This is a genomic window from Streptomyces sp. NPDC056486 (genome assembly GCF_042795295.1).
In the GTDB taxonomy this organism is placed as follows: Bacteria; Actinomycetota; Actinomycetes; order Streptomycetales; family Streptomycetaceae; genus Streptomyces.
Genome location: NZ_JBHTSF010000001.1, coordinates 264,647 through 284,353 on the forward strand (window position 1 = coordinate 264,647; position 19,707 = coordinate 284,353).

The 19,707-nt window shown below is 69.2% G+C and carries 18 protein-coding genes; 9 read left to right on the top strand and 9 right to left on the bottom strand.

Translation table 11 applies throughout. The annotated features are described in order from the left end of the window. Positions 1-54 precede the first annotated feature (54 nt). Complete coding sequence (locus ACFQ7F_RS01140) at positions 55-663, top strand: hypothetical protein (protein WP_383264163.1); 609 nt, start codon at positions 55-57, stop codon at positions 661-663. A gap of 30 nt (positions 664-693) precedes the next feature. Here the strand turns inward: ACFQ7F_RS01140 and ACFQ7F_RS01145 are convergent, their stop codons facing one another. The 4 genes from ACFQ7F_RS01145 to ACFQ7F_RS01160 form a co-directional block, all read right to left on the bottom strand. Continuing rightward, complete coding sequence (locus tag ACFQ7F_RS01145) at positions 694-1,914, bottom strand: metallophosphoesterase (RefSeq protein WP_383264165.1); 1,221 nt, start codon at positions 1,912-1,914, stop codon at positions 694-696. Between the two features lie 162 nt (positions 1,915-2,076). Further along, on the bottom strand, positions 2,077-3,471 hold the full coding sequence (locus ACFQ7F_RS01150) for a sugar porter family MFS transporter (RefSeq protein ID WP_383264167.1): 1,395 nt from the start codon (positions 3,469-3,471) through the stop codon (positions 2,077-2,079). A 171-nt stretch (positions 3,472-3,642) separates the two neighbouring features. Continuing rightward, positions 3,643-4,527, bottom strand: coding sequence for a hypothetical protein (locus ACFQ7F_RS01155; protein WP_383264170.1), 885 nt, complete (start codon positions 4,525-4,527; stop codon positions 3,643-3,645). A 68-nt stretch (positions 4,528-4,595) separates the two neighbouring features. Further along, positions 4,596-5,981, bottom strand: a complete 1,386-nt coding sequence (locus tag ACFQ7F_RS01160; RefSeq protein ID WP_383264172.1) for an L-fuculokinase — start codon at positions 5,979-5,981, stop codon at positions 4,596-4,598. 88 nt (positions 5,982-6,069) lie between these two features. On the opposite strand from ACFQ7F_RS01160, the gene ACFQ7F_RS01165 reads away from it, so the two are divergent. After that, a complete protein-coding gene (locus tag ACFQ7F_RS01165) occupies positions 6,070-7,311 on the top strand; it encodes an HAD-IA family hydrolase (RefSeq protein ID WP_383264174.1) in 1,242 nt (413 codons plus the stop codon). Positions 7,312-7,491: 180 nt separating this feature from the next. On the opposite strand, the gene ACFQ7F_RS01170 is transcribed toward ACFQ7F_RS01165, so the two are convergent. Together ACFQ7F_RS01170 and ACFQ7F_RS01175 are read right to left on the bottom strand one after the other, a co-directional pair. Then, the gene (locus tag ACFQ7F_RS01170; protein ID WP_383264177.1) at positions 7,492-8,478 is read right to left on the bottom strand and encodes a LacI family DNA-binding transcriptional regulator; all 987 of its coding nucleotides are present in this window, start codon (positions 8,476-8,478) and stop codon (positions 7,492-7,494) included. Positions 8,479-8,914: 436 nt separating this feature from the next. Further along, positions 8,915-9,916 (bottom strand): LysR family transcriptional regulator, encoded by a 1,002-nt coding sequence (locus ACFQ7F_RS01175; RefSeq protein WP_383264180.1) that lies wholly within the window; start codon positions 9,914-9,916, stop codon positions 8,915-8,917. A gap of 127 nt (positions 9,917-10,043) precedes the next feature. Between ACFQ7F_RS01175 and ACFQ7F_RS01180 the strand changes: the two genes are divergently transcribed. Together ACFQ7F_RS01180 and ACFQ7F_RS01185 are read left to right on the top strand one after the other, a co-directional pair. Beyond that, positions 10,044-11,162: a PrpF domain-containing protein gene (locus ACFQ7F_RS01180; protein WP_383264184.1), complete on the top strand. Its 1,119-nt coding sequence runs from the start codon at positions 10,044-10,046 to the stop codon at positions 11,160-11,162. Positions 11,163-11,327: 165 nt separating this feature from the next. Then, positions 11,328-12,584, top strand: a complete 1,257-nt coding sequence (locus ACFQ7F_RS01185; protein WP_383264232.1) for an SLC13 family permease — start codon at positions 11,328-11,330, stop codon at positions 12,582-12,584. 3 nt (positions 12,585-12,587) lie between these two features. On the opposite strand, the gene ACFQ7F_RS01190 is transcribed toward ACFQ7F_RS01185, so the two are convergent. Then, complete coding sequence (locus ACFQ7F_RS01190; RefSeq protein WP_383264187.1) at positions 12,588-12,740, bottom strand: hypothetical protein; 153 nt, start codon at positions 12,738-12,740, stop codon at positions 12,588-12,590. Then, complete coding sequence (locus ACFQ7F_RS01195) at positions 12,737-13,417, bottom strand: GntR family transcriptional regulator (RefSeq protein ID WP_383264190.1); 681 nt, start codon at positions 13,415-13,417, stop codon at positions 12,737-12,739. Before ACFQ7F_RS01195 ends, ACFQ7F_RS01190 begins: the two co-directional genes overlap by 4 nt. A gap of 169 nt (positions 13,418-13,586) precedes the next feature. Here ACFQ7F_RS01195 and ACFQ7F_RS01200 point away from each other — a divergent pair, with 169 nt between their 5' ends. The 5 genes from ACFQ7F_RS01200 (at position 13,587) to ACFQ7F_RS01220 (ending at position 18,947) form a co-directional block, all read left to right on the top strand. Further along, positions 13,587-14,774 carry a 4-oxalomesaconate tautomerase gene (locus tag ACFQ7F_RS01200; protein ID WP_383264193.1) on the top strand — a complete coding sequence of 396 codons (1,188 nt, stop codon included), beginning with the start codon at positions 13,587-13,589 and terminating at the stop codon, positions 14,772-14,774. Beyond that, positions 14,771-15,796, top strand: coding sequence for an amidohydrolase family protein (locus ACFQ7F_RS01205; protein WP_383264196.1), 1,026 nt, complete (start codon positions 14,771-14,773; stop codon positions 15,794-15,796). The genes ACFQ7F_RS01200 and ACFQ7F_RS01205 overlap by 4 nt, the downstream gene beginning before the upstream one ends. A gap of 82 nt (positions 15,797-15,878) precedes the next feature. Beyond that, entirely contained in the window at positions 15,879-16,562 is a 684-nt protein-coding gene (ligK, locus tag ACFQ7F_RS01210) for a 4-carboxy-4-hydroxy-2-oxoadipate aldolase/oxaloacetate decarboxylase (RefSeq protein ID WP_383264199.1), read from the top strand. A 25-nt stretch (positions 16,563-16,587) separates the two neighbouring features. After that, on the top strand, positions 16,588-17,517 hold the full coding sequence (locus tag ACFQ7F_RS01215) for an amidohydrolase family protein (protein WP_383264202.1): 930 nt from the start codon (positions 16,588-16,590) through the stop codon (positions 17,515-17,517). Between the two features lie 53 nt (positions 17,518-17,570). Next, a complete protein-coding gene (locus tag ACFQ7F_RS01220; protein ID WP_383264205.1) occupies positions 17,571-18,947 on the top strand; it encodes an MFS transporter in 1,377 nt (458 codons plus the stop codon). 25 nt (positions 18,948-18,972) lie between these two features. On the opposite strand, the gene ACFQ7F_RS01225 is transcribed toward ACFQ7F_RS01220, so the two are convergent. Next, positions 18,973-19,494, bottom strand: coding sequence for a MarR family winged helix-turn-helix transcriptional regulator (locus ACFQ7F_RS01225; protein ID WP_383264208.1), 522 nt, complete (start codon positions 19,492-19,494; stop codon positions 18,973-18,975). Positions 19,495-19,707: the final 213 nt, after the last annotated feature.

Here is a 19,707-nt window from a genome sequence, read left to right on the forward strand (position 1 = left end):
ATGGCGATTGCGTGGGAGCATGTCCTGGCGGGCGGAGCGGGGAGGCGAAGGTCTATGAGCTTACGCAGACCGAAGCGGCACGACGTGGACGAACTCCGGGCGAAGTTCGTCGCCAACCGGGAGAAGGTCCGGTCGTGGGCGGCGCGTTGGGAATGCCCGGAGGTCGAATGGCCGGCCTTCTCCGAGGTCCCCGGTCCCTGGGCGATCGCGCCACGGGAGCAGAACTGGTGGTTACGCCGTCACGCGCCCTTCATGGATGAGTACCGGTGGCTTCTCGAAGCCCGGCCCGTGGCACAGGGCATCAACGAGCTCTGGGCTTCGTGGGAGTTCGGCGCAGGCCACGAGTTCGAGCGTCTGGCCATTCGCTTCCGGAGCGTCATCGACCCGGACTACCTGGCCGAGAAACTGGCCCTCGGCATTCGCGCGGCTGCCCTCAAGGGCTGGCAGGACGACGACGTCCACGACCTGTACGACTGGCTCCGCGAAGGCGTGAACCAGGGCGCAGAGGCCGGCATGGTGCGCGGAAAGCACCGCACGGGTTTCCTCTTGTGTGAGATGACCTGCACCGTGGTCAGCCGCACGGAGGCCATCACCGCGGTTCGCACCACCCTCACGGATACCACCCTGGACGGCGTACCGCTGAACGCCGACGGCAGGACCTAGGTCCGTGCGGGATCGTCGGCCCGCTCCGTGTCATGGCGTGGGGGGTAGCTGCGGGGAGCGGAGTACGAGGAGGGTGATCTCGCTGGGGGCGAAGACGCGGAAGGGCGGGCCCCAGAAGCCGGTGCCGCGGCTGGTGTAGAGGAGGGTGCGGGTGCCGTGGCGGCTGAGGCCGGCGAGGGCGGGCTGGTCGATGCGAACGAGGTGGTGGAAGGGCCAGATCTGGCCGCCGTGGGTGTGGCCGGAGAGCTGGAGATCGATGCCGTCGGCTGCTGCCCGGTCGACGAACTTGGGCTGGTGGGCGAGGAGCAGGACGGGTAGGTCGGGGTCGGCGCCGTCGAGGGCTCCGGCGAGGTGGGCGCGGTGGCCGGCCAGGCCCGAGGACTCGGCGGTGACGTCATCCACGCCGGCGACCACGAGGGTGTCGCCGCCGCGTTCGAGCAGCAGATGGCGGTTGCGCAGCGGCTCCCAGCCCAGCTCGTCCATCAGGTCGACCCAGCCCTGTGCCTCGCTGTAGTACTCGTGGTTGCCGGTGACGTAGACCCGGGCCCGGGTGGCTCGCACGGTGGCGAGTGGGGCGGCCTGGGCGCGGCGGCGTTCGGCCGTGCCGTCCGCGATGTCGCCGGTGTGGCAGACCAGATCGGCCTCCAGGGTGTTGACCGTCTCGCAGACCCGGGCCGACCAGCGGGCGCGGTCGAGCGGGCCGTAGTGGGTGTCGGTGATGAGGACGACGCGGGTGCCGTCCAATCCGGCTCCCAGGCGCGGGAGTTGCACGTCGAGGCGGCGTACCCGTGGCACCCGGCGGGCCTCGGCGTATCCCCAGGCGAGCAGCACGGCGGCTGTGCCGAGGACCGCCCAGGTGACGATCCGGGCCCGGTCCTGGCCGTCGCCGACGTCGGCCACGGTCAGCGCGAGCCGCAGCAGGACGCCGAGCAGGACGGACCAGGTGAACAGCACCCAGCCGGCCCCAAGGAGGGTGTCCCCGACGATCGCCGCCCAGTCCTGCTGCCGCCGACCGTGGCCACGCGTCATCGCGAGCGGCATGCCGATCAGACCGAGGACGAACAGGGCGGTGCCGCCAAGCGCCACGGGGAGCGGCCAGTGCTGACCCGCGTACAGCAGCACCCAGCAAGGCACGGTCCACAGCAGGACGGGGGCGATCAAGGGGATGTAGCGCATCAGGCGGCGCAGTCGGCTCTGCTGGGTCGCATGCGCTGAATCGTCCGCGGATCGTGCTTCGCTGGTGTCGGTCACGCTTCCCCTCCTCAAGTAGCCGGACTGGCGACGCGCGTAATGTATCCGGTCGTCCCAGGGGCCGTCTTGCGGGTCCCGCTTCGGCTCACCTCGGGAACCACCGGCCCGGCATCTGCCGGCAGCTGCTCCAGCTCGGCACGCCGGGGCCATGTGAAGGCCCAGCTAGACCCGGGCCGTTGGGCGCTGGAGTTCGGCCTCGATCTCTTCCAGCCGCTTGCCGCGGGTCTCGGGCATACGGCGGGCGAGGAAGACGAACCCGAGGGCGCCGAGGACGGCGTAGGTGAAGAACAGGCCGCTGGGGGTGATGGCCTGGATGGTCGTCAGTACGGTCAGCGAGATCAGCAGATTGAGCACCCAGTGTGTGGCAAGGCCGAAGGAGCCGGCCTTACCTCGTACCGCGGTGGGGAAGATCTCGCTGTTGACCAGCCACATCGAGATGCCCAGGCTGGCGGAGAAGGCGGCTTCGTAGGCCATCAGCGCCAGCACGAGCAGCACCTGGTTGATGCCGGTGAGGTCGGTCGCGGCGTACAGGCTGCCGATGGCGACCAGGGCGGCGACGGTGATGCCCGTCCCGGTCAGCAGCAGAGGGCGTCGGCCGACCCGGTCGACCAGCAGATAGCCGAGGAAGGTGAAGGCGACGTTGGCGACGCCGATGCCGACAGAGGACAGGATGGCGGCGGAGTCACCGAAGCCGGCCCGGGTCAGGAGGGTGGGTGTGTAGTAGGTGACCGCGTTCACGCCGACCAACTGGTTGGTCGCCGCCACACCGACACCGAGGATGATGCCCGGGCGGAATCGTTTACCGAGGACGTCCCGGTAGGAGAACTGCCGTTCCTCGGCCATCGATTCGGCGATGTCCGCCAGTTCTCTGTCGACCTCCTCCGGTGTGTGCTGCCGGGCGAGGACGCGGCGCGCCTCGTCCGTCCGTCCCCGGGTGAGCAGCCAGCGCGGGCTTTCCCCCAGCCGGACAAGGCCGATGAGCATGCCGATGGCAGGCACGGTGGCGATGGCGAGCATCCAGCGCCAGGCGCCGGAGTCGGAGAGCAGGTAGCCGACGAGGTACGAGCTGAGGATGCCGGTACTGATCATCAACTGGTTGACGGAGACCAGCCGTCCACGCAGCCGGGCGGGGGCGATCTCGGCGATGTAGGCGGGCACGGCGACCGAGGAACAGCCGATGGCCAGGCCAAGCACCACGCGGGCGACGACCAGTTCGACCACTGAGACGGAGACGGCCGAGACGGCGGCGCCGACGATGAAGACGACGGCGGTGCCGATCAGTGTTCGTTTGCGGCCTACGCGGTCCATGAGGCTGCCGCCCACGGCGACTCCGATGATCGCGCCGACCAGCAGGGAGGCGACGACGATCTGCTGCGCCTGGTCGCCGAGGTCGAACTGCGGACCGATGTAGAGCAGCGCGGCGGAGATGATGCCGGTGTCGTAGCCGAAGAGCAGGCCGCCGAGGGCAGCGACGAGGGTGGGGCCGACCGCGGTCGGACGGCCGTCCGGCACTTCGGCCCGGCGTGGGGAGCTTGAGGGGACTTTCAGGGCACGCACGGGATTCCTCCACGTTGAGGAGTGGGCCGGTCAGAAGCAGGAGCGGGAGCACGAGGAATGTCTGAGGAATGTCTACGGTGTCGGCTTCGGCCGATGGCACCGGCGACGTGAACGTGAGGTGCGAGCGGCCCGGATCGTGCGGTGCCGGTCCGCTCGCACACCCGATGGGGATCAGCCGTCGAGGACAGCCTTGAGCTCCCGCAGCCGCGGAAGCGCGCGGGCGGTCAGGAGCTTCTCCCGGGCGCCGGTGGTGATCGAGAGGCTGTCCTTCCACAGTGAGCGGCCTGCCATCGCGCCGCTCGCCCCGTTGGCGACGGCCGTGGCCACCTGTCCCACGAAAGTTTCATGGTCGACCCCGGCCGACAGCACTGCCCACGGGACACCGGCAGCGGCCTCGGTCACCGCCGCACAGGCCTCGGCCGAGCCCGGGTACTGCAGCTTGAGGACCTTCGCCCCGCACTCGACGGCAAGCTTGGCCCCGTCCGTGACCAGCGCGGGGAATGCGGCCGCGTAGTCCTCCTCGGATTCGTCGTCGAGCCGGTAGGTCAGCAGCTCGACAATGAGCAGGACCCCCTCCTCCGAGCACTCCCGCACGACATCGCGGATCTGCCGCGCGACCTCGGAGTCAGCCCCCTGCTTGTCGGGGCGGGTGTAGAACAACATCTTGGCGACATCGCCGCCCAGGTCCCGGACCCGGCGCGCGGTCATACCCGGGACGAAGCGGGTGTAGCGCAGGCCGTCGACGGTCTCGTAGCCGGAGGCGTCCATCCCCACGACGAGTGCGGTGTCGCGATCCAGCACACCGTCGTCGATGATGTCGGGCAGTGCGACCTCCGGGTCGAGCAGGATCGCCTGGGCATGGTTGGCGAGGTATCGGACCAGGTCGGCCTTGGCGTCGGCGAGTTCGGCCCGGCTGATGCCGTCAGGGCCGCCCGGCGCGTCGGCCATGACGGCCTTCATCGAGTTGCGCTGATCTGCGGCAACGATCAACATGCGGCCGCCCGGGGTGGAGATCGCGGACAGGCCGCGGCGCTCGGGTGTGGTCAGGGTGTTCACAGGGTTGCTCCTGGCTACTGGATCGGACCGGATCGGACTGGATCGGACTGGATCGGTGTTCGTCGGGCTCAGCGGGCCGACGCGGGAAGCGGGTGGATCGGTGCGGGCAGTGGGCGGATCGGTGCGGTAAGCAGGCGGGCCGCGGCCCGGGCGGCCCCGAAGGCGGTCTCCTGGGCGCGCTCGGAGACCGTCAGGTGGGGCAGGACCGCCGCCCTGGCCCGGCGGACGCTGCCCATGCCGGCCCAGCCGCCCGTGAGAGTGGCCGAGCCGGCGCGGGGGAGTTCCTGGTCGATCGCGGCAATCAGCCGCTCGACCTCGTCGTTGCTGTGGCGCAGGACCGCGCCGAACAGCTCGGCAGGACCGATGCCGTCGGTCTGTACGGTGACGGCGAGCACGCCGTCGTCGTTGCGGGCGCCGGAGACCGTAAGACCACCCTCGGGCAGGGCTCCCTCCAGGGGCAGTTCCAGCACAGCGGTATCGAGCCGGTTGCGGCCGGACCGGTCGGTGATCCCGCAGGTCTGCAGGGCCCGCCGCAGCAGCAGGCCGGTCTTGACCCCGGCGACAAGTACGTGCTTGCCGGGCACCACGTGGCGTACCTCGTTGACCAGATGCTCGGCCAACCGGGTCCGCGCGGCGTAGCCGAGCGGGGCGTCCATCACCCGCAGCAGGACCTCGGCTGTGCCCATGGAGACGTGGTAGTGGTTTGCGGCGAGCGGCCCGCCGGCCTCGGCCGCGACCAGGTGGTCGTGCCCGGCGACGGTGATCCGGGCGCCGGCGATCCGGTCGCCGAACGAATCACGGACCGTGCCGAGGTCGGCGCCCGCCGGCTCCAACGGCGCCAGCAGGTCCCGGTCCGCGCCGAGTTCGTCGAGCATCGCGTCCCACGCCTCGCCGGTGTCCTGATCGAGCAGCCCGGTCCGCGAGGTCAGCGAGAGTTCGGCGGTCTGCCGCCCGCCGAGCACGGTGGCGACGAACTCCGGCAGGTTGAGCCAGCGGTGCCCGGCCAGGCGCACCCCGCCGTCGCGCAGGAAGGCAAGCTTGGCCGCCGACACCTGCGCGCCGAGCGGCAGGCCGGTCCGTCCGGCGAATGTCTCGCGGATCTCCGCGGAGAAGCCGGTGACCTGTTCCGCGCCGCGCGGGTCGAACCAGGCGAAGGCCGGGGCGACCACGGCACCGTCCGGGTCGAGCAGCACACCGCTCTCGCCCATGCCGGACACCGCGACCGCTTCGATCGGCCGGTCGGTGACCGCGGCCGTCCGGGCCGTGGCGTCGGCCACCAGCCGGTGCACCGCATCGACCAGCCACTCCACCGGGAGATCGGTCGTCCCGCCGGGTCCGGACCGCCACGGCGTCGGGAGTTCCGCGAGTGCGACCTCGGTCCCGTCCTCGTCGAGAACCAGCAGCTTGATTCCCGTGCTGCCCAGGTCGATACCCGCCGCGAGCCGGCCGCCCATGGGCCCGCCTCCTCTCGGATCATTAGCGATGACTTCGGTGACATGGAGGACCGTGACACCGGTGACTTGAGCCGTTAGCATCGGCAGCATGACGACGCATTGTCAAGAGGATCCGCCGCTCGTGATCGCTGTTTCCGGTGTCGCCGGAAGCGGCAAGACCACCCTCGGCCGGGCCCTGGCGGAGAAGCTCCGGCTGCCGTTGCTCGACCTCGACACACTGACCGTGTCCCTGCTCGATCGGCTGCACGGCACGGTCCTCGACGACCACTGGCTGGCCCCGCCGCACGGCGCCACCATCCGCGCCGCCCGTTACGCGGCGCTGCGCGCCACCGCGGCCGAGGTCGTCGCAACGGCCGGCGGCGCAGTGCTCGTCGCCCCGTTCACGGCCGAGCTCACCGGGACCGCCGAGTGGACGGACCTGCTCGACGCCCTTGCTCCGGCCAAGCCGCACATGATCCACCTGCGCGGCTCCCCGGAGCTGTTCGCGCGACGCCGGGCAGGCCGCTCCGAATCCCGCGACGCGCACCGCACCGATGCCGCACCGGCCGCCGCGCCCGTAGTGCCGCACCTCGCGATCGACGCCGAACTCGCGCCCGGACAGCAGCAGTTCCGAGTGCTGCGCACCCTTGGCAGGCGAACTCCGCTCGACCTCAACTCCCCGGTGTTCACCCGCTCCTTCGACGCAGTGCTCTTCGACCTGGACGGTGTCCTGGCCGACTCGACGGCGTCGGTGTTGCGATGCTGGGACCAGTTCGCCAAAGAGAGGGAATTTTCCGCAGCCGTGGTGGAGGGCAACCACGGCCGCCCGGCGCGGCCGCTCGTGGAGCAACTGCTCCCGGCTGACCGGGTCGATGACGCGCTGCGCCGGATCGAGGCCATCGAAGTCGCCGACGCCTCACGGGTGGAGCCGGCCCCCGGGGCAAGGGAACTGATCACCGGCCTGCCCGACGAGCGCCGCGCCATCGTCACATCCGGTACTCGCCGCATAGCCGCCGCCCGGCTGGCCGCAGTGGGAATCACCGCCCCATCGGTCCTGATCACCGCTGACGATGTGCGCTGCGGCAAGCCCGATCCGGAGCCCTATCTCCTGGCGGCGGCGCGGCTCGGCGTCGACCCCGCCCGATGCCTGGTCGTGGAGGACGCTCCGGCTGGAATCGCGGCAGCCCGGGCCGCAGGCTGCGAGGTCATCGGCATGCTTGGCACCGTCGAACCGGGTGCTCTGACAGACGTCGGCCTCATCGTGGACGGCCTGGACCGGCTGCGGGTCGACCTCACCCGTACCGGGCTGCGAATCTCTGCAGCCGATCAGCCGACGGCAGTGGGGAGCTGAGCCGAGCCCGGTCGCAGTCCCCTGGCGAGGCACACGGACGAGGCGCACGGACGAGGCGCAGTTGGCCGGTGCTGCCGGACCAGGCTGTGGGCCGCCACTGGCCCGAACGCACTACAAACCACACCCCATGTGCCGACTACGCCTCTACGCCTGCGGCTTGCGTCGTCCCGGCCGTACTGGTCAGTCAGGCAGTGGGAGTGGGCAGGAGCCGCGCTCGACCAGCCGTACCGGCAGCACTGTCCGACGGCGGAACCGGCGCTTGGGGTGGGCGAGCCTGTCGAACACCCGGTGCGCGGCATGCTCGCCGAGCAGTTCCGGATTCTGGTCGATCACGGTCATCGCCGGCGTGATCATGTCCGCCATCGGGAAATCACCGAATCCGACGACGGCAAACCGCTGATCCCGCAGGGCAGGGACCAGCGCCATACTGCTGCGCGCGTTCGAGGAGACGATCGCTGTCGGCGGCTCATCGAGCGCCGCGAGCCCGGCAATGATGTCGCTCGAGCTCTCCCGATCCAGGGCGCCGAACACGACATAGGCCTCAGGCTGCGGCAGACCGCGCTCGTCCAGCACCCCGCGGTAGCCGAGCAGGCGGTTACGGCTGGTCGGCAGATCCGGGACATCACCGATGAACGCGATCCTGGTGTGGCCGTGATCGATCAGGTACTCCACGGCCAAGCGGGTGCCACCCTCGTCGTCTTCCAGGAAGGAGTCGGCTCTCACTCCTGTCGGCCCGCGGTCGACGAACACCACCGGCAGACGGTCACACCAGCGATCGAGGTAGGAGTTGTCGGTGGCTACCGGCGCGATGACCAGCCCGCTCAATGATTGTCCCAGCAGGCGGTCGACGACCTCGCGCTCGCGCTGTGCGTTGTCCACACTGGTCACGACAGTGGACATGCCGTTCTCGATCGCCACTCGGTTCACCGACTCGGCGACGGCGGCGAAAAACGGGTCGAGCAGGTCAGGCACCACTACCCCGACCACTGGAGCGCGCCCCTTGCGGAAGGTGGTCGCAACCGAGTTCGGCACGTAGTTGAGCTCACTCAGTGCTGCCTCGACCCGGGCCCGTGTTTCAGGCAGGACGTGTACGTCGTCGTTGAACACACGCGACACCGTCTTCGCGCTGACTCTGGCGCGGGCGGCGACATCTCGCATGGTGGTCATGAATCCTGGCGGGCCTTTCAAGGGGAGAGACTGCGACTGCTACGACATCCGCACCGTGCGGTTACACCGGGTGTCACATCGGGCAGTCTATCCACGGTTCGCCAGCAGGCAGGATCTGTCGGCCGTCCAGTTCTGGTCACGCTCCTCCACCGACGTCTCTCCGGCGACGGGCGAAGACTGCAGTCCGCCGAGACCACTTGTGCCGGTGGCCCGCCCATTACTGTAGATGCCACGAACCGGCACCTTCAACAAGAATGACATCGGTGACACTTGCGTTCTTGACGCTGATCCATACACCCCTTGTTTCGCTCCGAGATCGGTACGCGTCGAACTCGCCATCACGGAACTCGCCCCGGCCCGTCCTTCCCGCTGAAAATCCACACCGGCCGCTGTGACTCGCGGAGTTCAGGATGGCGGAGCTCCGATCACCTGTTGGTCACCTCGTTCGCACCGCGCCCAACTGAGAGCGGTCCAGGCCGGGATCGGTGAAGCCGTGGGCAACGGTGTGCAGCACGCGGGCCATCGCCTGGGCCGCTGGGGTGCCAGCGCGCTGGGCCGGCCTGGCCAGCAGAATGCGGCGGACCGGAGGGACGTCACCGGCCGCCTGCTCCTGGGGCGAATGGGCATGGGCATGGGCATGGGCATCGGGTGACAGGGGAAGCAGGCGTACGTCGCTGCGTCGGTTGGTCAGGGCCAGGCGGGGGGCCAGGGCCAGGCCGAGCCCGGCGGCAACCATGGCCTGCGCTTCCTGGTAGTCGTGGGAGGCGTAGGCGATACGCGGTTCGAAGCCCGCTTGACCGCAGGCCCGGCGCAGCACGTCGGCGACCGGATGATTTTCCGCGCGGATGATCCACTCCTGGTCCGCCAGGTCGGACAGTCGTACGCGATCGGAGGCGACCAGCGGGGAACCGGCCGGCACGACCAGGACCGTCGGGTCCTCAAGAAGCGGAGTGAGGATCAACTGGTCGTCGTCGACACGGTTCCAGTCGTAGTCCCACAGCAGTGACATCTCCACCTCGCCGATGTGCAGCATCTCCCGCAGCTGCGCGAGAACCCCCGCACGCACGACCGTGCGCACCTGCGGGTGGGCTCGGCGGAAGCGGGTCAGGGCCAGCGGGAGGAGGGAGGCGCTGGCGGTCGGGAAGGAGCCGAGGGTCACTACACCCCGATCCAGATGACCGAAAGCCTCCAAGTCGGCTTCCGCCGCCTGCATTTCACGGCGAATGGCACGGCCTCGCTCGGCCAGCGCAGCGCCCGCCGCGGTGGCGCGCACGCCGCGTGGCAGCCGCTCGATCAGCGGTTGTCCGGCCTCGCGCTCGAACAGGGTCATCTGCTGGGAGGCCGCTGAGGTGGTCATGGACAGCGCCTCGGCGGCCGCGGTCAGCGAGCCGCGCTCGGCAACCTCAGCAAGGAGCAACAGTCGGCGAACATTGAGCATGCAGTGACTTTAGCTCAGCTAAACCCTACTCAAGAAAAGAGACATTGTGCTCAAGCCAGACGCTCTGCGAGAGTCTGCGCAACGCAGCGGCCCCACACCTGACGCGCTGAGAGAAAGACGCTCTGACATGCACGTTCCCGCAACCCTGGTAAGAGGTGGGACCAGCAAGTGCTGGCTCTTCCCTCAGGTCCACATGCCCACCGACCGTGACCGGATCGAACGCATCCTGGTCGACGCCTACGGCGGGGCAGACCCCGTTCAGCTCGACGGCATCGGTGGCGCTACGCCCACTACGTCCAAAGCGGCCGTTGTGGGAGCGAGTGCCTGCGAGGGCGTCGACATCGACTACCTCTTCGCCCAGGTCGGCATCGGCACCGGCACGGTCGAGTGGGGCAGCAACTGCGGCAACTGCGCGACGGCCATCGCCCTCTACGCAGTGGCCGAGGGCCTGGTGCCGCTCAAGAAGGACCGCACCTCGGTGGTCATGCGCAACATCAACACGGGCGCGGTACTGGAAGCCGAGGTGGACACACCGGGTGGCCGGGTCCAGGAGTTCGGCGACCGTACGGTCCCGGGCACCCTTGCCGGCGGTGTGCCGGTGGGACTCACCTTCCGCCATCCCGCAGGGGCAGCGACGGGCCTCCTTCTGCCGACCGGTCTACCGGTCCAAGAACTGACGGTCGGCGAGCAGCTGCTGCATGTGAGCATGGTGGACGCCGGGGCCCCGGTCGTCCTCGTGGACGCGCTGGGAGCCGACCGGACCGGAGCCGAGACGCTGGAGCAGATGCGCGCCGAGGTGCCCTGGCTGCGCGCGGGGCGGCACGCCGCTGCCATCCGCATGGGCCTCGTGCAACCTGGCGCCGAGCCCGGCGACGCGGTGCCCAAGGCAGGGCTTGTCGGCCCTCCCGTCGCCTACACCACCACCCTGGGCGAGTCCGTGGCCGCCCACGAGTACGACGTCTCCGTGCGCATGCTGTCCATGCACTCCCCCCACCCGGCCATCGGCCTCACGTCCGCCGTCGCCGTGGCGGCCGCCAACCTCATCGACGCCACCGTGGTGGCCCGGGCTTCCACTGCGCCCGGCAGCCACGTGCTGCGGATCGGCACCCCGGCAGGCGTCCTGGCTGTGGAGTCCTCGGGTGCCACCGCCGCCGGACCCGAACGGGTCACCGTCGCCCGGGCCGCGCGCATCCTGTGCCAGGCCCGCATTCTCGTACGCGATCTCGCCCTTCCGGCAGCTGCCTGATATCTGCCGCCCAGGCGAGCAAGCCGCTTCCGCCGGGCGCTCACGGAGTCCTTCAAGACTGTTCTTCACCGTGTTCGGCGTGCTTCCCTCACTGGCACGCCATCGGCCCATCAGGCCCCCTGCCCCCCTCATTTCGCCCCGCCCCGCAGGACAAAGAGGACAATGATGTCTCCTGAGCTGATCTCCGTCGGCGCACTGCTTGTCATGTTCGTCGTCGGCACTGTCCTGCCGATCAACATCGGCATCCTCGCCTTCGTCGCGTCGTTCGCCGTCGGTACGACCGCGCTGAACATGACGGAGGAGCAGATATTCGAGGGCTTCCCCGTGGAGCTCTTCCTCACCATCGTCGGCGTGACCTACCTGTTCGCCGTGGCCCGCCGCAACGGGACGGTCGATCTGCTGGTCGCCGCCGGAGTCCGCCTGGTGAGGGGCAGGACCACCCTGATCCCGTGGGTGCTCTTCCTGCTGGCCGGGGTACTGACCTCGCTGGGCACCTTCACTCCCGCTGCCGTGGCGATCCTGGTGCCCATCGCGATGAACTTCGCCTTCCGCTACGACATCAACCCGCTCATGACCGGGATGATGGTGATCAGCGGCGCCCATGCCGGGGCTTTCTCCCCCATGGCCGTCTCGGGCGCGTTGGTACTCGGGATGGTTGACGACACCGAGCTGTCCGTTGCCCCGGCCACCCTGTTCTTCGCCAGCTTCGCCGTCAACCTCCTTCTGTCACTGCTCACCTTCGCCGCGCTGCGCCGCCGCACGATGGCGGTGGACCCCACCGCACAGCCCGAGCAGTCCTCGACGGGCGACGACGCAGACACAGAGCGAGCCACCTGGCACCAGTGGGCAACTCTGGCCGCCCTCGCCGCCCTGGTCGTGTGTGCCCTGGGTTTCCAGATGCAGATCGGCGTCCTCGCCCTGGCCGCCGGCGCGCTCCTTGCCCTCCTGGACATGAAGCGCCAGGAGCAAGCCGTGGACGGCATCAGCTGGCACACCTTGCTGCTGGTCGGCGGCATGATGACCTACATCGCGATGCTGGAGCACGCCGGAATCATCGAGCAGATATCGGAGCACGCGGCCGACTTCGGAACCCCGCTCGTCGTGGCCCTGCTCCTGTGTTTCACGGTCGCCGTCACATCGGCTTTCGCATCCTCGACCGCGATCCTCACAGCGATCATCCCGATCGCGGTTCCACTGCTGCTGTCCAGTCAACTCAGCTCGACCGGGCTGATCGCCGCTCTCGCGGTCTCCACCACGATCGTCGATGTCTCACCGTTCTCCACCAACGGGGCGTTGGTGCTGAGCAACGCGCGAGGCGTGGAACGGCGCGGCTTCTACCGCAAGGTGCTCGGCTACACCTGCGGCATCGTCGCCGCAGGCCCCGTGGTCGCCTGGGGTGCCCTTGTGGTGCCGTGGTCCTGACGGTTACGACGCGTCGGTTGCGGGGCGGCCCCGCACGATGACCATCGACAAGCGCAGGACCCGCTCGGCCAGCTCCTCGGGGTCGAGCGGGTCATCTGCGTTGGCCAGCCATTCATTGACCAGCGCGCCCGTCCCACACGCCCGCCGGGGGGTCACGTGCGGGTCGGTACCGGTGTGGACGATGTGGTGGCCGACGACCGCAGTTGTTCGATCACGTCGCCCAAGTGCGCGGCAACAGCCCGTGCCGCTGCTGTGGCGTCACCGCTGACGATTCCGTCGATGATGTCGAGGTGCTGCTGCAGGGACTGGGCGGGACGGCCGGGACGTAGGGCAAGGCGGAACTGGAAACGCACCATCGGTCCGTTGAGTCGTTCGAGTTGGCGCCTGGCCACCTCCTGACCGCTGGCCTCGACCACCAGTTCGTGCAGGCGCTGGTTGAGGGCGGAGTAGGTGTGCACCGCTCCGTCCGCGACGGCCTGCCGCATCTCCGTGCCGATCCGGCGCAGCTCCGCACGCTGCGCCTCGTTCGCCTGTGTGGCGGCCTTCATGGCGCACAGTTGCTCCAGCGCGGAGCGGCACTCGGTGATCTGGACGGCCTCGTCGACGGAGACCGCCCGGATGCGGGCGCCGCGGCGGGGGACGATCTCGACGATCTCCTCGGCGGCGAGGTCCTGCAGGGCCTCGCGGACGGCGCTGCGGGTCGCTCCGTAGGACTCGGCGAGGTCGTTCTCCACAAGTCGCTGCCCGGGTACCAGGTCCCCGGAGCGCAAGGAATGCCTGATGGCGTCGGCCACGTACTGGCGTGCGGCGGCGCCCGTCAGCTTGTCCGTCAACTCGTTCGACCTCTTTCATCGGCAGGCCTGTGCAGGTGAAGCCTAGAGCGGTGGGGACTCCGGTCGTGCCGTGGGGGGACTTCTTTTGTAATTTCTTCAAACATCTTGTCAACAATCTGGTTGATGATCTAGCTTCCTCTGCGTATCCCCAGTCGACGAAGGAGTGCTGATGCCTGCCGAAGCAGTGGCCCGGACCCGCGGGGCGCGCCCTCACGGCTCCCAGACCGCGATTCCGTGCCTGTTCATGCGCGGCGGAACGTCGCGAGGGCCGTTCTTCGATGTGCGAGCGCTGCCCGAGGACACCGGGCTCCGTGACGCCGTACTGCTGGCCGCCATGGGATCACCCGACCCGCGCCAGATCGACGGGATCGGCGGCGGGCATCCGTTGACCAGCAAGGTCGGCATCGTGGGTCCTGGCACGGAACCCGGCGTCGACGTGGAGTGGACCTTCGTCCAGGTGCAGCCCGGCGGGGACACCGCCGACACCTCCTCCAACTGCGGCAACATGCTGGCCGCCGTGCTGCCGTTCGCCGTCGAGACCGGCATGGTCGTCCCCGGCGCCGACCGCACCACCGCTCGCGTGCGCACCCGCAACACCGGCATGGTTGCCGAGATCACCGTCGCCACCCCACTGGGCAGGGACGGGGCGCGGTACGTCGACTACCGGGGGCAGGCCCGTATCGACGGTGTCCCCGGCACCGCCGCTCCGATCGAGATCGGCTTTCTGGACACGGCAGGATCCGTCGCAGGATCCCTGCTGCCCACCGGGCGTACGCGCGACACCGTCGAGGTCCCTGGAAGCGGCGACGTCGATGTCACTTTGATCGACAACGGCCAGCCCCTGGTGATCGTGGCAGCCGAGCGCCTGGGCGTCACCGGCTACGAGACACCGGCACAGATAGACGCCGACGACGGGCTCAAGGCCCGTGTCGAGGCCCTGCGCCTGATCTGCGGCGAAGCCATGGGCCTGGGCGACGTCACGGAGAAGAACTACCCGAAGATGACGCTGGTGGCGCCGCCGCGGCACGGAGGCACCCTCGCCACGCGCAGCCTCATCCCACGGGTGTGTCATGAGTCCATCGGCGTGCTCGCCGCTGTAACGGCCGCGACAGCCTGTGTACTTGAAGGCAGCGTCGCCCGCGACGTCGCCGCCGATGTGTCCGGCACGGAACCCACCGTCTCCGTCGAGCACCCGTCCGGAGAGTTCAGCGTCACCCTCGGCCTCGCCCCTGACGTTCCCCGGCGGGTCACGCGCTCCGCGCTCCTTCGCACCGCCCGCCTCATCATGGCCGGCGACCTGCTGGTACCCCGTTCCCTCTGGGACCCCGCCCCCACCGCTCTGGAGAACACCGCGTGATCATCGACGTCCACGGCCACTACACGACGGCGCCGGCCCCGCTGGGGGAGTGGCGTCAGGCCCAGACCGCCGCGCTCACCGACCGGGCACAGGTGCCCGACCCCGTAGGGCCCGCCATCAGCGACGACCAGATCCGCGAGTCCATCGAGACCAACCAACTGCGTCTCATGGACGAGCGAGGCGTCGACGTCACCGTCTTCTCCCCCCGCGCCTCGTTCATGGCCCACCACATCGGAGACTTCGCCACCTCCTCCGCGTGGGCCCGCATCTGCAACGACCTGTGCCACCGCGTCGCCGAGCTGTACCCCGGGCGATTCGCCCCCGGTGCGATGCTGCCGCAGTCACCGGGAACCGATCCGGCCACCGTCATACCCGAACTCGAACGCGCCGTTCTTGAACTGGGCGCTGTCACCGTCAACATCAACCCGGACCCCTCCGGCGGCCACTGGACCGCACCACCGCTGACCGACCGGTCCTGGTACCCGGTGTGGGAAAAGCTCACCGAGCTGGACGTGCCGGCCATGGTGCACGTCTCCACCAGCTGCAACCCGGCCTTCCACACCACCGGGGCGCACTACCTCAACGCCGACACCACCGCGTTCATGCAGCTGCTGACCGGGGATCTGTTCGCCGATTTCCCCGAGCTGCGCCTGATCGTCCCGCACGGCGGCGGCGCCGTGCCGTACCACTGGGGCCGATTCCGGGGCCTGGCGCAGGCGCTGGGCAAGCCGGAGGCGGTGGAGTCACTGATGCGCAACGTCTTCTTCGACACCTGCGTCTACCACCAGCCCGGCATCAACCTGCTCCTTGAAGTGGTCCCGCACTCCAACATCCTGTTCGCCTCCGAGATGATCGGAGCCGTCCGCGGCATCGACCCGCACACCGGCCACCACTTCGACGACACCCGCCGCTACGTCGAGAACGCGGGCCTGTCCGACGAACAACTGACCGCGATCGAGGAACGGAACGCCAGGCGTGTCTATCCCCGTCTGGACGCCCGCCTGACCGCCCAGGGCCGCTGAGCCTCCCCGTCCCCGGCCCAGCCCCATGCGGCCGGGGTCCGCACTCGATCCGATCACCCACGACAGCGCAAGGAGCCACACCATGCACGAACTCGGAGTCGTCCACCGCAACACAGAACGCGCCGACCGCGCGGCGGTCGAGGCCCTTTCCCGGTTCGGGGTCGCCACGGTCCACGAGGCCATGGGCCGACTCGGCCTGATGCGTCCGTACATCCGGCCCGTCTACGAGGGCGCGAAGCTCTGCGGCACCGCCGTCACCGTACTGCTGCAGCCCGGCGACAACTGGATGCTGCATGTGGCCGCCGAGCAGGTACGGGAAGGCGACGTCGTCGTCGCCGGCTGCACCACCGAGAGCGAGGACGGCTTCTTCGGCGAGCTGCTCGCCACCTCCCTCCGCGCCCGTGGAGCCGAGGGTCTGGTCATCGACGGCGGCTGCCGCGACGTCGACGAGCTGCGGCAGATGGACTTCCCCGTCTTCTCCCGCGCGATCAACGCCAAGGGAACCGTCAAGGCCACACTCGGTTCGGTCAACGTTCCCGTCGTCGTCGCCAACGCGCTGGTCAACCCCGGTGATGTGATCGTCGCTGACACCGACGGCGTCGTCGTCGTCCCCGCTGCCCGGGCCGCCGCGGTGGCCGAGGCGGCCGTAAGGCGCGAGGCCGCCGAGGAGGACAAGCGGGAACGGTTCAAGGCGGGCGAGCTCGGCCTTGACATGTACGCCATGCGCGGACGCCTGGCCGAGCACGGCCTGACCTACGTCGACTGACGGCACGGCACGAGGAGCACTCCCGATGACTGACCCTGACCAGGCCTTCGCCGTCACCCCCGGCTGGCTCGACTGGTACCGAGGCCCCACCGAGCCCGCCTTCGCCCTGCCCGCGGGGGCCGTGGACGCCCACTGCCACGTGTTCGGCCCCGGCGCCGAGTTTCCCTTCGCGGCCGAACGCAAATACACGCCTGTCGACGCCTCCAAACACGACCTGTTCGCCCTCCGCGACCACCTCGGCATCGCGCGCAACGTCATCGTGCAGGCCACCTGCCACGGCGCCGACAACAGCGCCCTGGTGGACGCCCTGCACAGCGCCGGTGACCGGGCCCGGGGGGTGGCGACCGTGCGCCCCGACATCAGCGACGAGCAACTGCGGCGCCTGCACGACGCGGGAGTGCGAGGGGTGCGCTTCAACTTCGTCCGACGCCTGGTGGACGCCCCGCCCACCGAGGCCCTGGCGACCATCGCCCGCAGGATCGCACCCCTGGGATGGCACGTCGTCCTCTACTTCGAGGCTCCGGACCTGGCCGACCTGGAGACGTTCTTCGCCTCCCTGCCCGTTCCGCTCGTCATCGATCACATGGGCCGTCCCGACGTCACCCGGAGCCCGGACGGCCCCGAGTTCGCCCGCTTCCTGCGCTTTGTCGAGACCAACGACGTCTGGGTCAAGGTCTCCTGCCCCGAGCGCCTGACCGTCACCGGACCGCCCGCCCTGGACGGCGAGCGCCACGCCTACCGGGACGTCGTGCCGTTCGCCCGCAAGGTCGTCGACGAGTTCACCGACCGGGCCCTGTGGGGCACCGACTGGCCCCACCCCAACCTCAAGAACCACATGCCGGACGATGGTCTGCTCGTCGACCACATCCCGCACGCCGCCACGACCCCTGCTCGGCAGCAGGCCCTGCTGGTCGACAACCCCCGGCGTCTGTACTGGCCCGAAGAGGCCGGCTGACCGTGAACCGCCGGCCCCGCAACGGTGCCGCGTCCCCCTTCCAGGAGCGTGCAGTGCAGCACATCCCCGCCACCAACGCGGCCAACCGGCTCGACCGGTTGCCCATATCGAAATTCCACAAGACCACTCTCTACGCGGTGGCGTTCGCCTACTTCTTCGAGTTCGCGGACATCAACACTTTCGCCATCACGGCCCCGGTGGTGCGCGAACAGTGGGGTGCCGATGTCAACCACATCGCCTACGTGACCTCGTTGTCCTTCGTCGGCATGTTCTTCGGTGCCGTGGTCGCCGGCGGCCTTGCCGACCGGTTGGGACGCCGGCGCACGCTCATCGTGACCACGTTCTGGTACACCGTGTGGTCCTTCGCGTGCGTCTTCGCCTGGGACATCTGGTCCCTGGGCGCCTTCCGCGTGCTGACCTCGGCGGGTCTTTCCGCGATGACCGTCGTCGCCGTCGTCTACATCAGCGAGCTCTACCCGCGAGCCAAGCGCGGCAAGTTCCAGGCGTACGCCATCGTCATCGGCATCTGCGGCACCCCTGTCACCAACCTCATCGCCTCCGCGGTGGTGCCGATGTCCGACTGGTCCTGGCGCCTGGTCTACCTGTGGGGCTCGATCGGCGTGCTGTTCGTGTTCTTCGTGCGGAAACTCGAGGAGTCTCCGCAGTGGCTCGAGTCCCGCGGCCGCCACGAGGAGGCCGACGTCGTCCTGAAGCGCATCGAGGCGGGCGCGGCAGCCGAGCACGGTGAGCTGCCCGCCGCGCAAGAACCGCGTCCGCAGGGGCCGGTCGGCAGGACCGGTCCGGGCATGCTCAAGGACAGGAAGTTCCTGTTCCCCACGATCCTCCTGTCGGTCCTGTGGATCACCCAGACCATCGGCTTCTTCGGCTACTCCAGCTGGGCGCCGACCCTGCTGGCCGCCGAGGGCGTCAGCGTGGAGGACTCGATCTTCTACGTGGCCCTGACGACGGTCGGCGCACCGCTCGGCTCCTTCCTCGCGGCGATGGTCACCGACCGGTTCGAGCGCAAATGGTGCCTGGTGGTCTTCGGGCTGATCATCGCCGCGTCCGGTCTGCTGTACGGACTGACGTTCACCCCGGTCCTCATCGTCGTCTTCGGGTTCCTGGTCAACCTCTTCGAGCGCGGCTACACCGCCCTGGCCTACGCGTACTCGCCGGAACTCTTCGACACCCGGGGCCGATCGCTCGGCACCAGCATCGCCTACGGCCTGGGCCGCCTTTCGAACGCGGCAGGACCGCTGATGATCGCCGGCATCTACAACGGCGTCGGCTACGAGGCGGTCTTCATGTTCATCGCCGGAACCTGGATCGTCGGAGCGCTAGTGCTGGCCATCTTCGCCCCGGCCACGCGCCGCCGCCGACTGGCGGCCGAGGATCAGGAGAAGCAGGAGCCCGTTCCGGCGACATCCTGAACACCGGAGTCACACATGCCGAGGTTCAGGCTGCGGGGACGAAGCCGGGTCTGCTGCCCTTGTCGGCGTCAGCGTCAGCGTCGGCGTCGGCGTCGGCGGTGAGTTGGGTGTGGAGTCCCGAGAGTCCCTTGGCCAGAGCGCGCCGATCGGCGTGGGGAAGGGCGTTGATCGCGTGGTGCAGCGTGTTCTCGCGCTGCTCGCGGATGCGTCGCAGGTGTGTCTTGCCGTCGAGGGTCAGCCGCAGAGTGACTTCCCGTCCGTTGCCGGGGCGCGGTCGCCGCTCCAGGAAGCCGATGGCTTGCAGGCGGTCGCACATACGGGTGACGGAGGGAGGGGAAGTGGCGAGCCGTTTGCACAGGGATCGCATGCGGATCTCCTCATCGCGGTCGACGAGGTACATCAGGCGTAGTTGCGAGGTGGATGCGGGGGCGATGGTGGCGGATCCTCTGGCGTGTTCCCACATCACGTCGAGGAGTTCGACGATCCTGCTGGCGGACTGGGTTGCCTCGTGGGAGAAGCCGCGCGAGGTGGAGTCTGGTACTGGCATGTGCGCCCCATCAGTGTGTCTGGCTCCGTCCCCGTACCTGCTCGGGGAGCGGAGTGGCGTCGGGTGGTGCGGTGCGGTCCGGTGGGGCGGGCCGTCTTCGCTTCCCCGACAGGGCCTTACTGAGCGTTTCGCCCTGTTTCATAGCGAGTCATGCTGATTTTGTATTCCTGTTATTGCGGGGCGGGAGGGGCGGTTGAGCCGAGAGGCTGCACT

Bases quoted from the DNA above. Each gene is read 5' to 3' on its own strand.
- ACFQ7F_RS01225 (WP_383264208.1), bottom strand. From the start codon at position 19,494: ATGCCAGTACCAGACTCCACCTCGCGCGGCTTCTCCCACGAGGCAACC.
- ACFQ7F_RS01185 (WP_383264232.1), top strand. From the start codon at position 11,328: ATGTCTCCTGAGCTGATCTCCGTCGGCGCACTGCTTGTCATGTTCGTC.
- ACFQ7F_RS01170 (WP_383264177.1), bottom strand. From the start codon at position 8,478: ATGACCACCATGCGAGATGTCGCCGCCCGCGCCAGAGTCAGCGCGAAG.
- ACFQ7F_RS01160 (WP_383264172.1), bottom strand. From the start codon at position 5,981: ATGGGCGGCCGGCTCGCGGCGGGTATCGACCTGGGCAGCACGGGAATC.
- ACFQ7F_RS01215 (WP_383264202.1), top strand. From the start codon at position 16,588: ATGACTGACCCTGACCAGGCCTTCGCCGTCACCCCCGGCTGGCTCGAC.
- ACFQ7F_RS01175 (WP_383264180.1), bottom strand. From the start codon at position 9,916: ATGCTCAATGTTCGCCGACTGTTGCTCCTTGCTGAGGTTGCCGAGCGC.
- ACFQ7F_RS01180 (WP_383264184.1), top strand. From the start codon at position 10,044: ATGCACGTTCCCGCAACCCTGGTAAGAGGTGGGACCAGCAAGTGCTGG.
- ACFQ7F_RS01165 (WP_383264174.1), top strand. From the start codon at position 6,070: ATGACGACGCATTGTCAAGAGGATCCGCCGCTCGTGATCGCTGTTTCC.
- ACFQ7F_RS01200 (WP_383264193.1), top strand. From the start codon at position 13,587: ATGCCTGCCGAAGCAGTGGCCCGGACCCGCGGGGCGCGCCCTCACGGC.
- ACFQ7F_RS01140 (WP_383264163.1), top strand. From the start codon at position 55: ATGAGCTTACGCAGACCGAAGCGGCACGACGTGGACGAACTCCGGGCG.
- ligK (WP_383264199.1), top strand. From the start codon at position 15,879: ATGCACGAACTCGGAGTCGTCCACCGCAACACAGAACGCGCCGACCGC.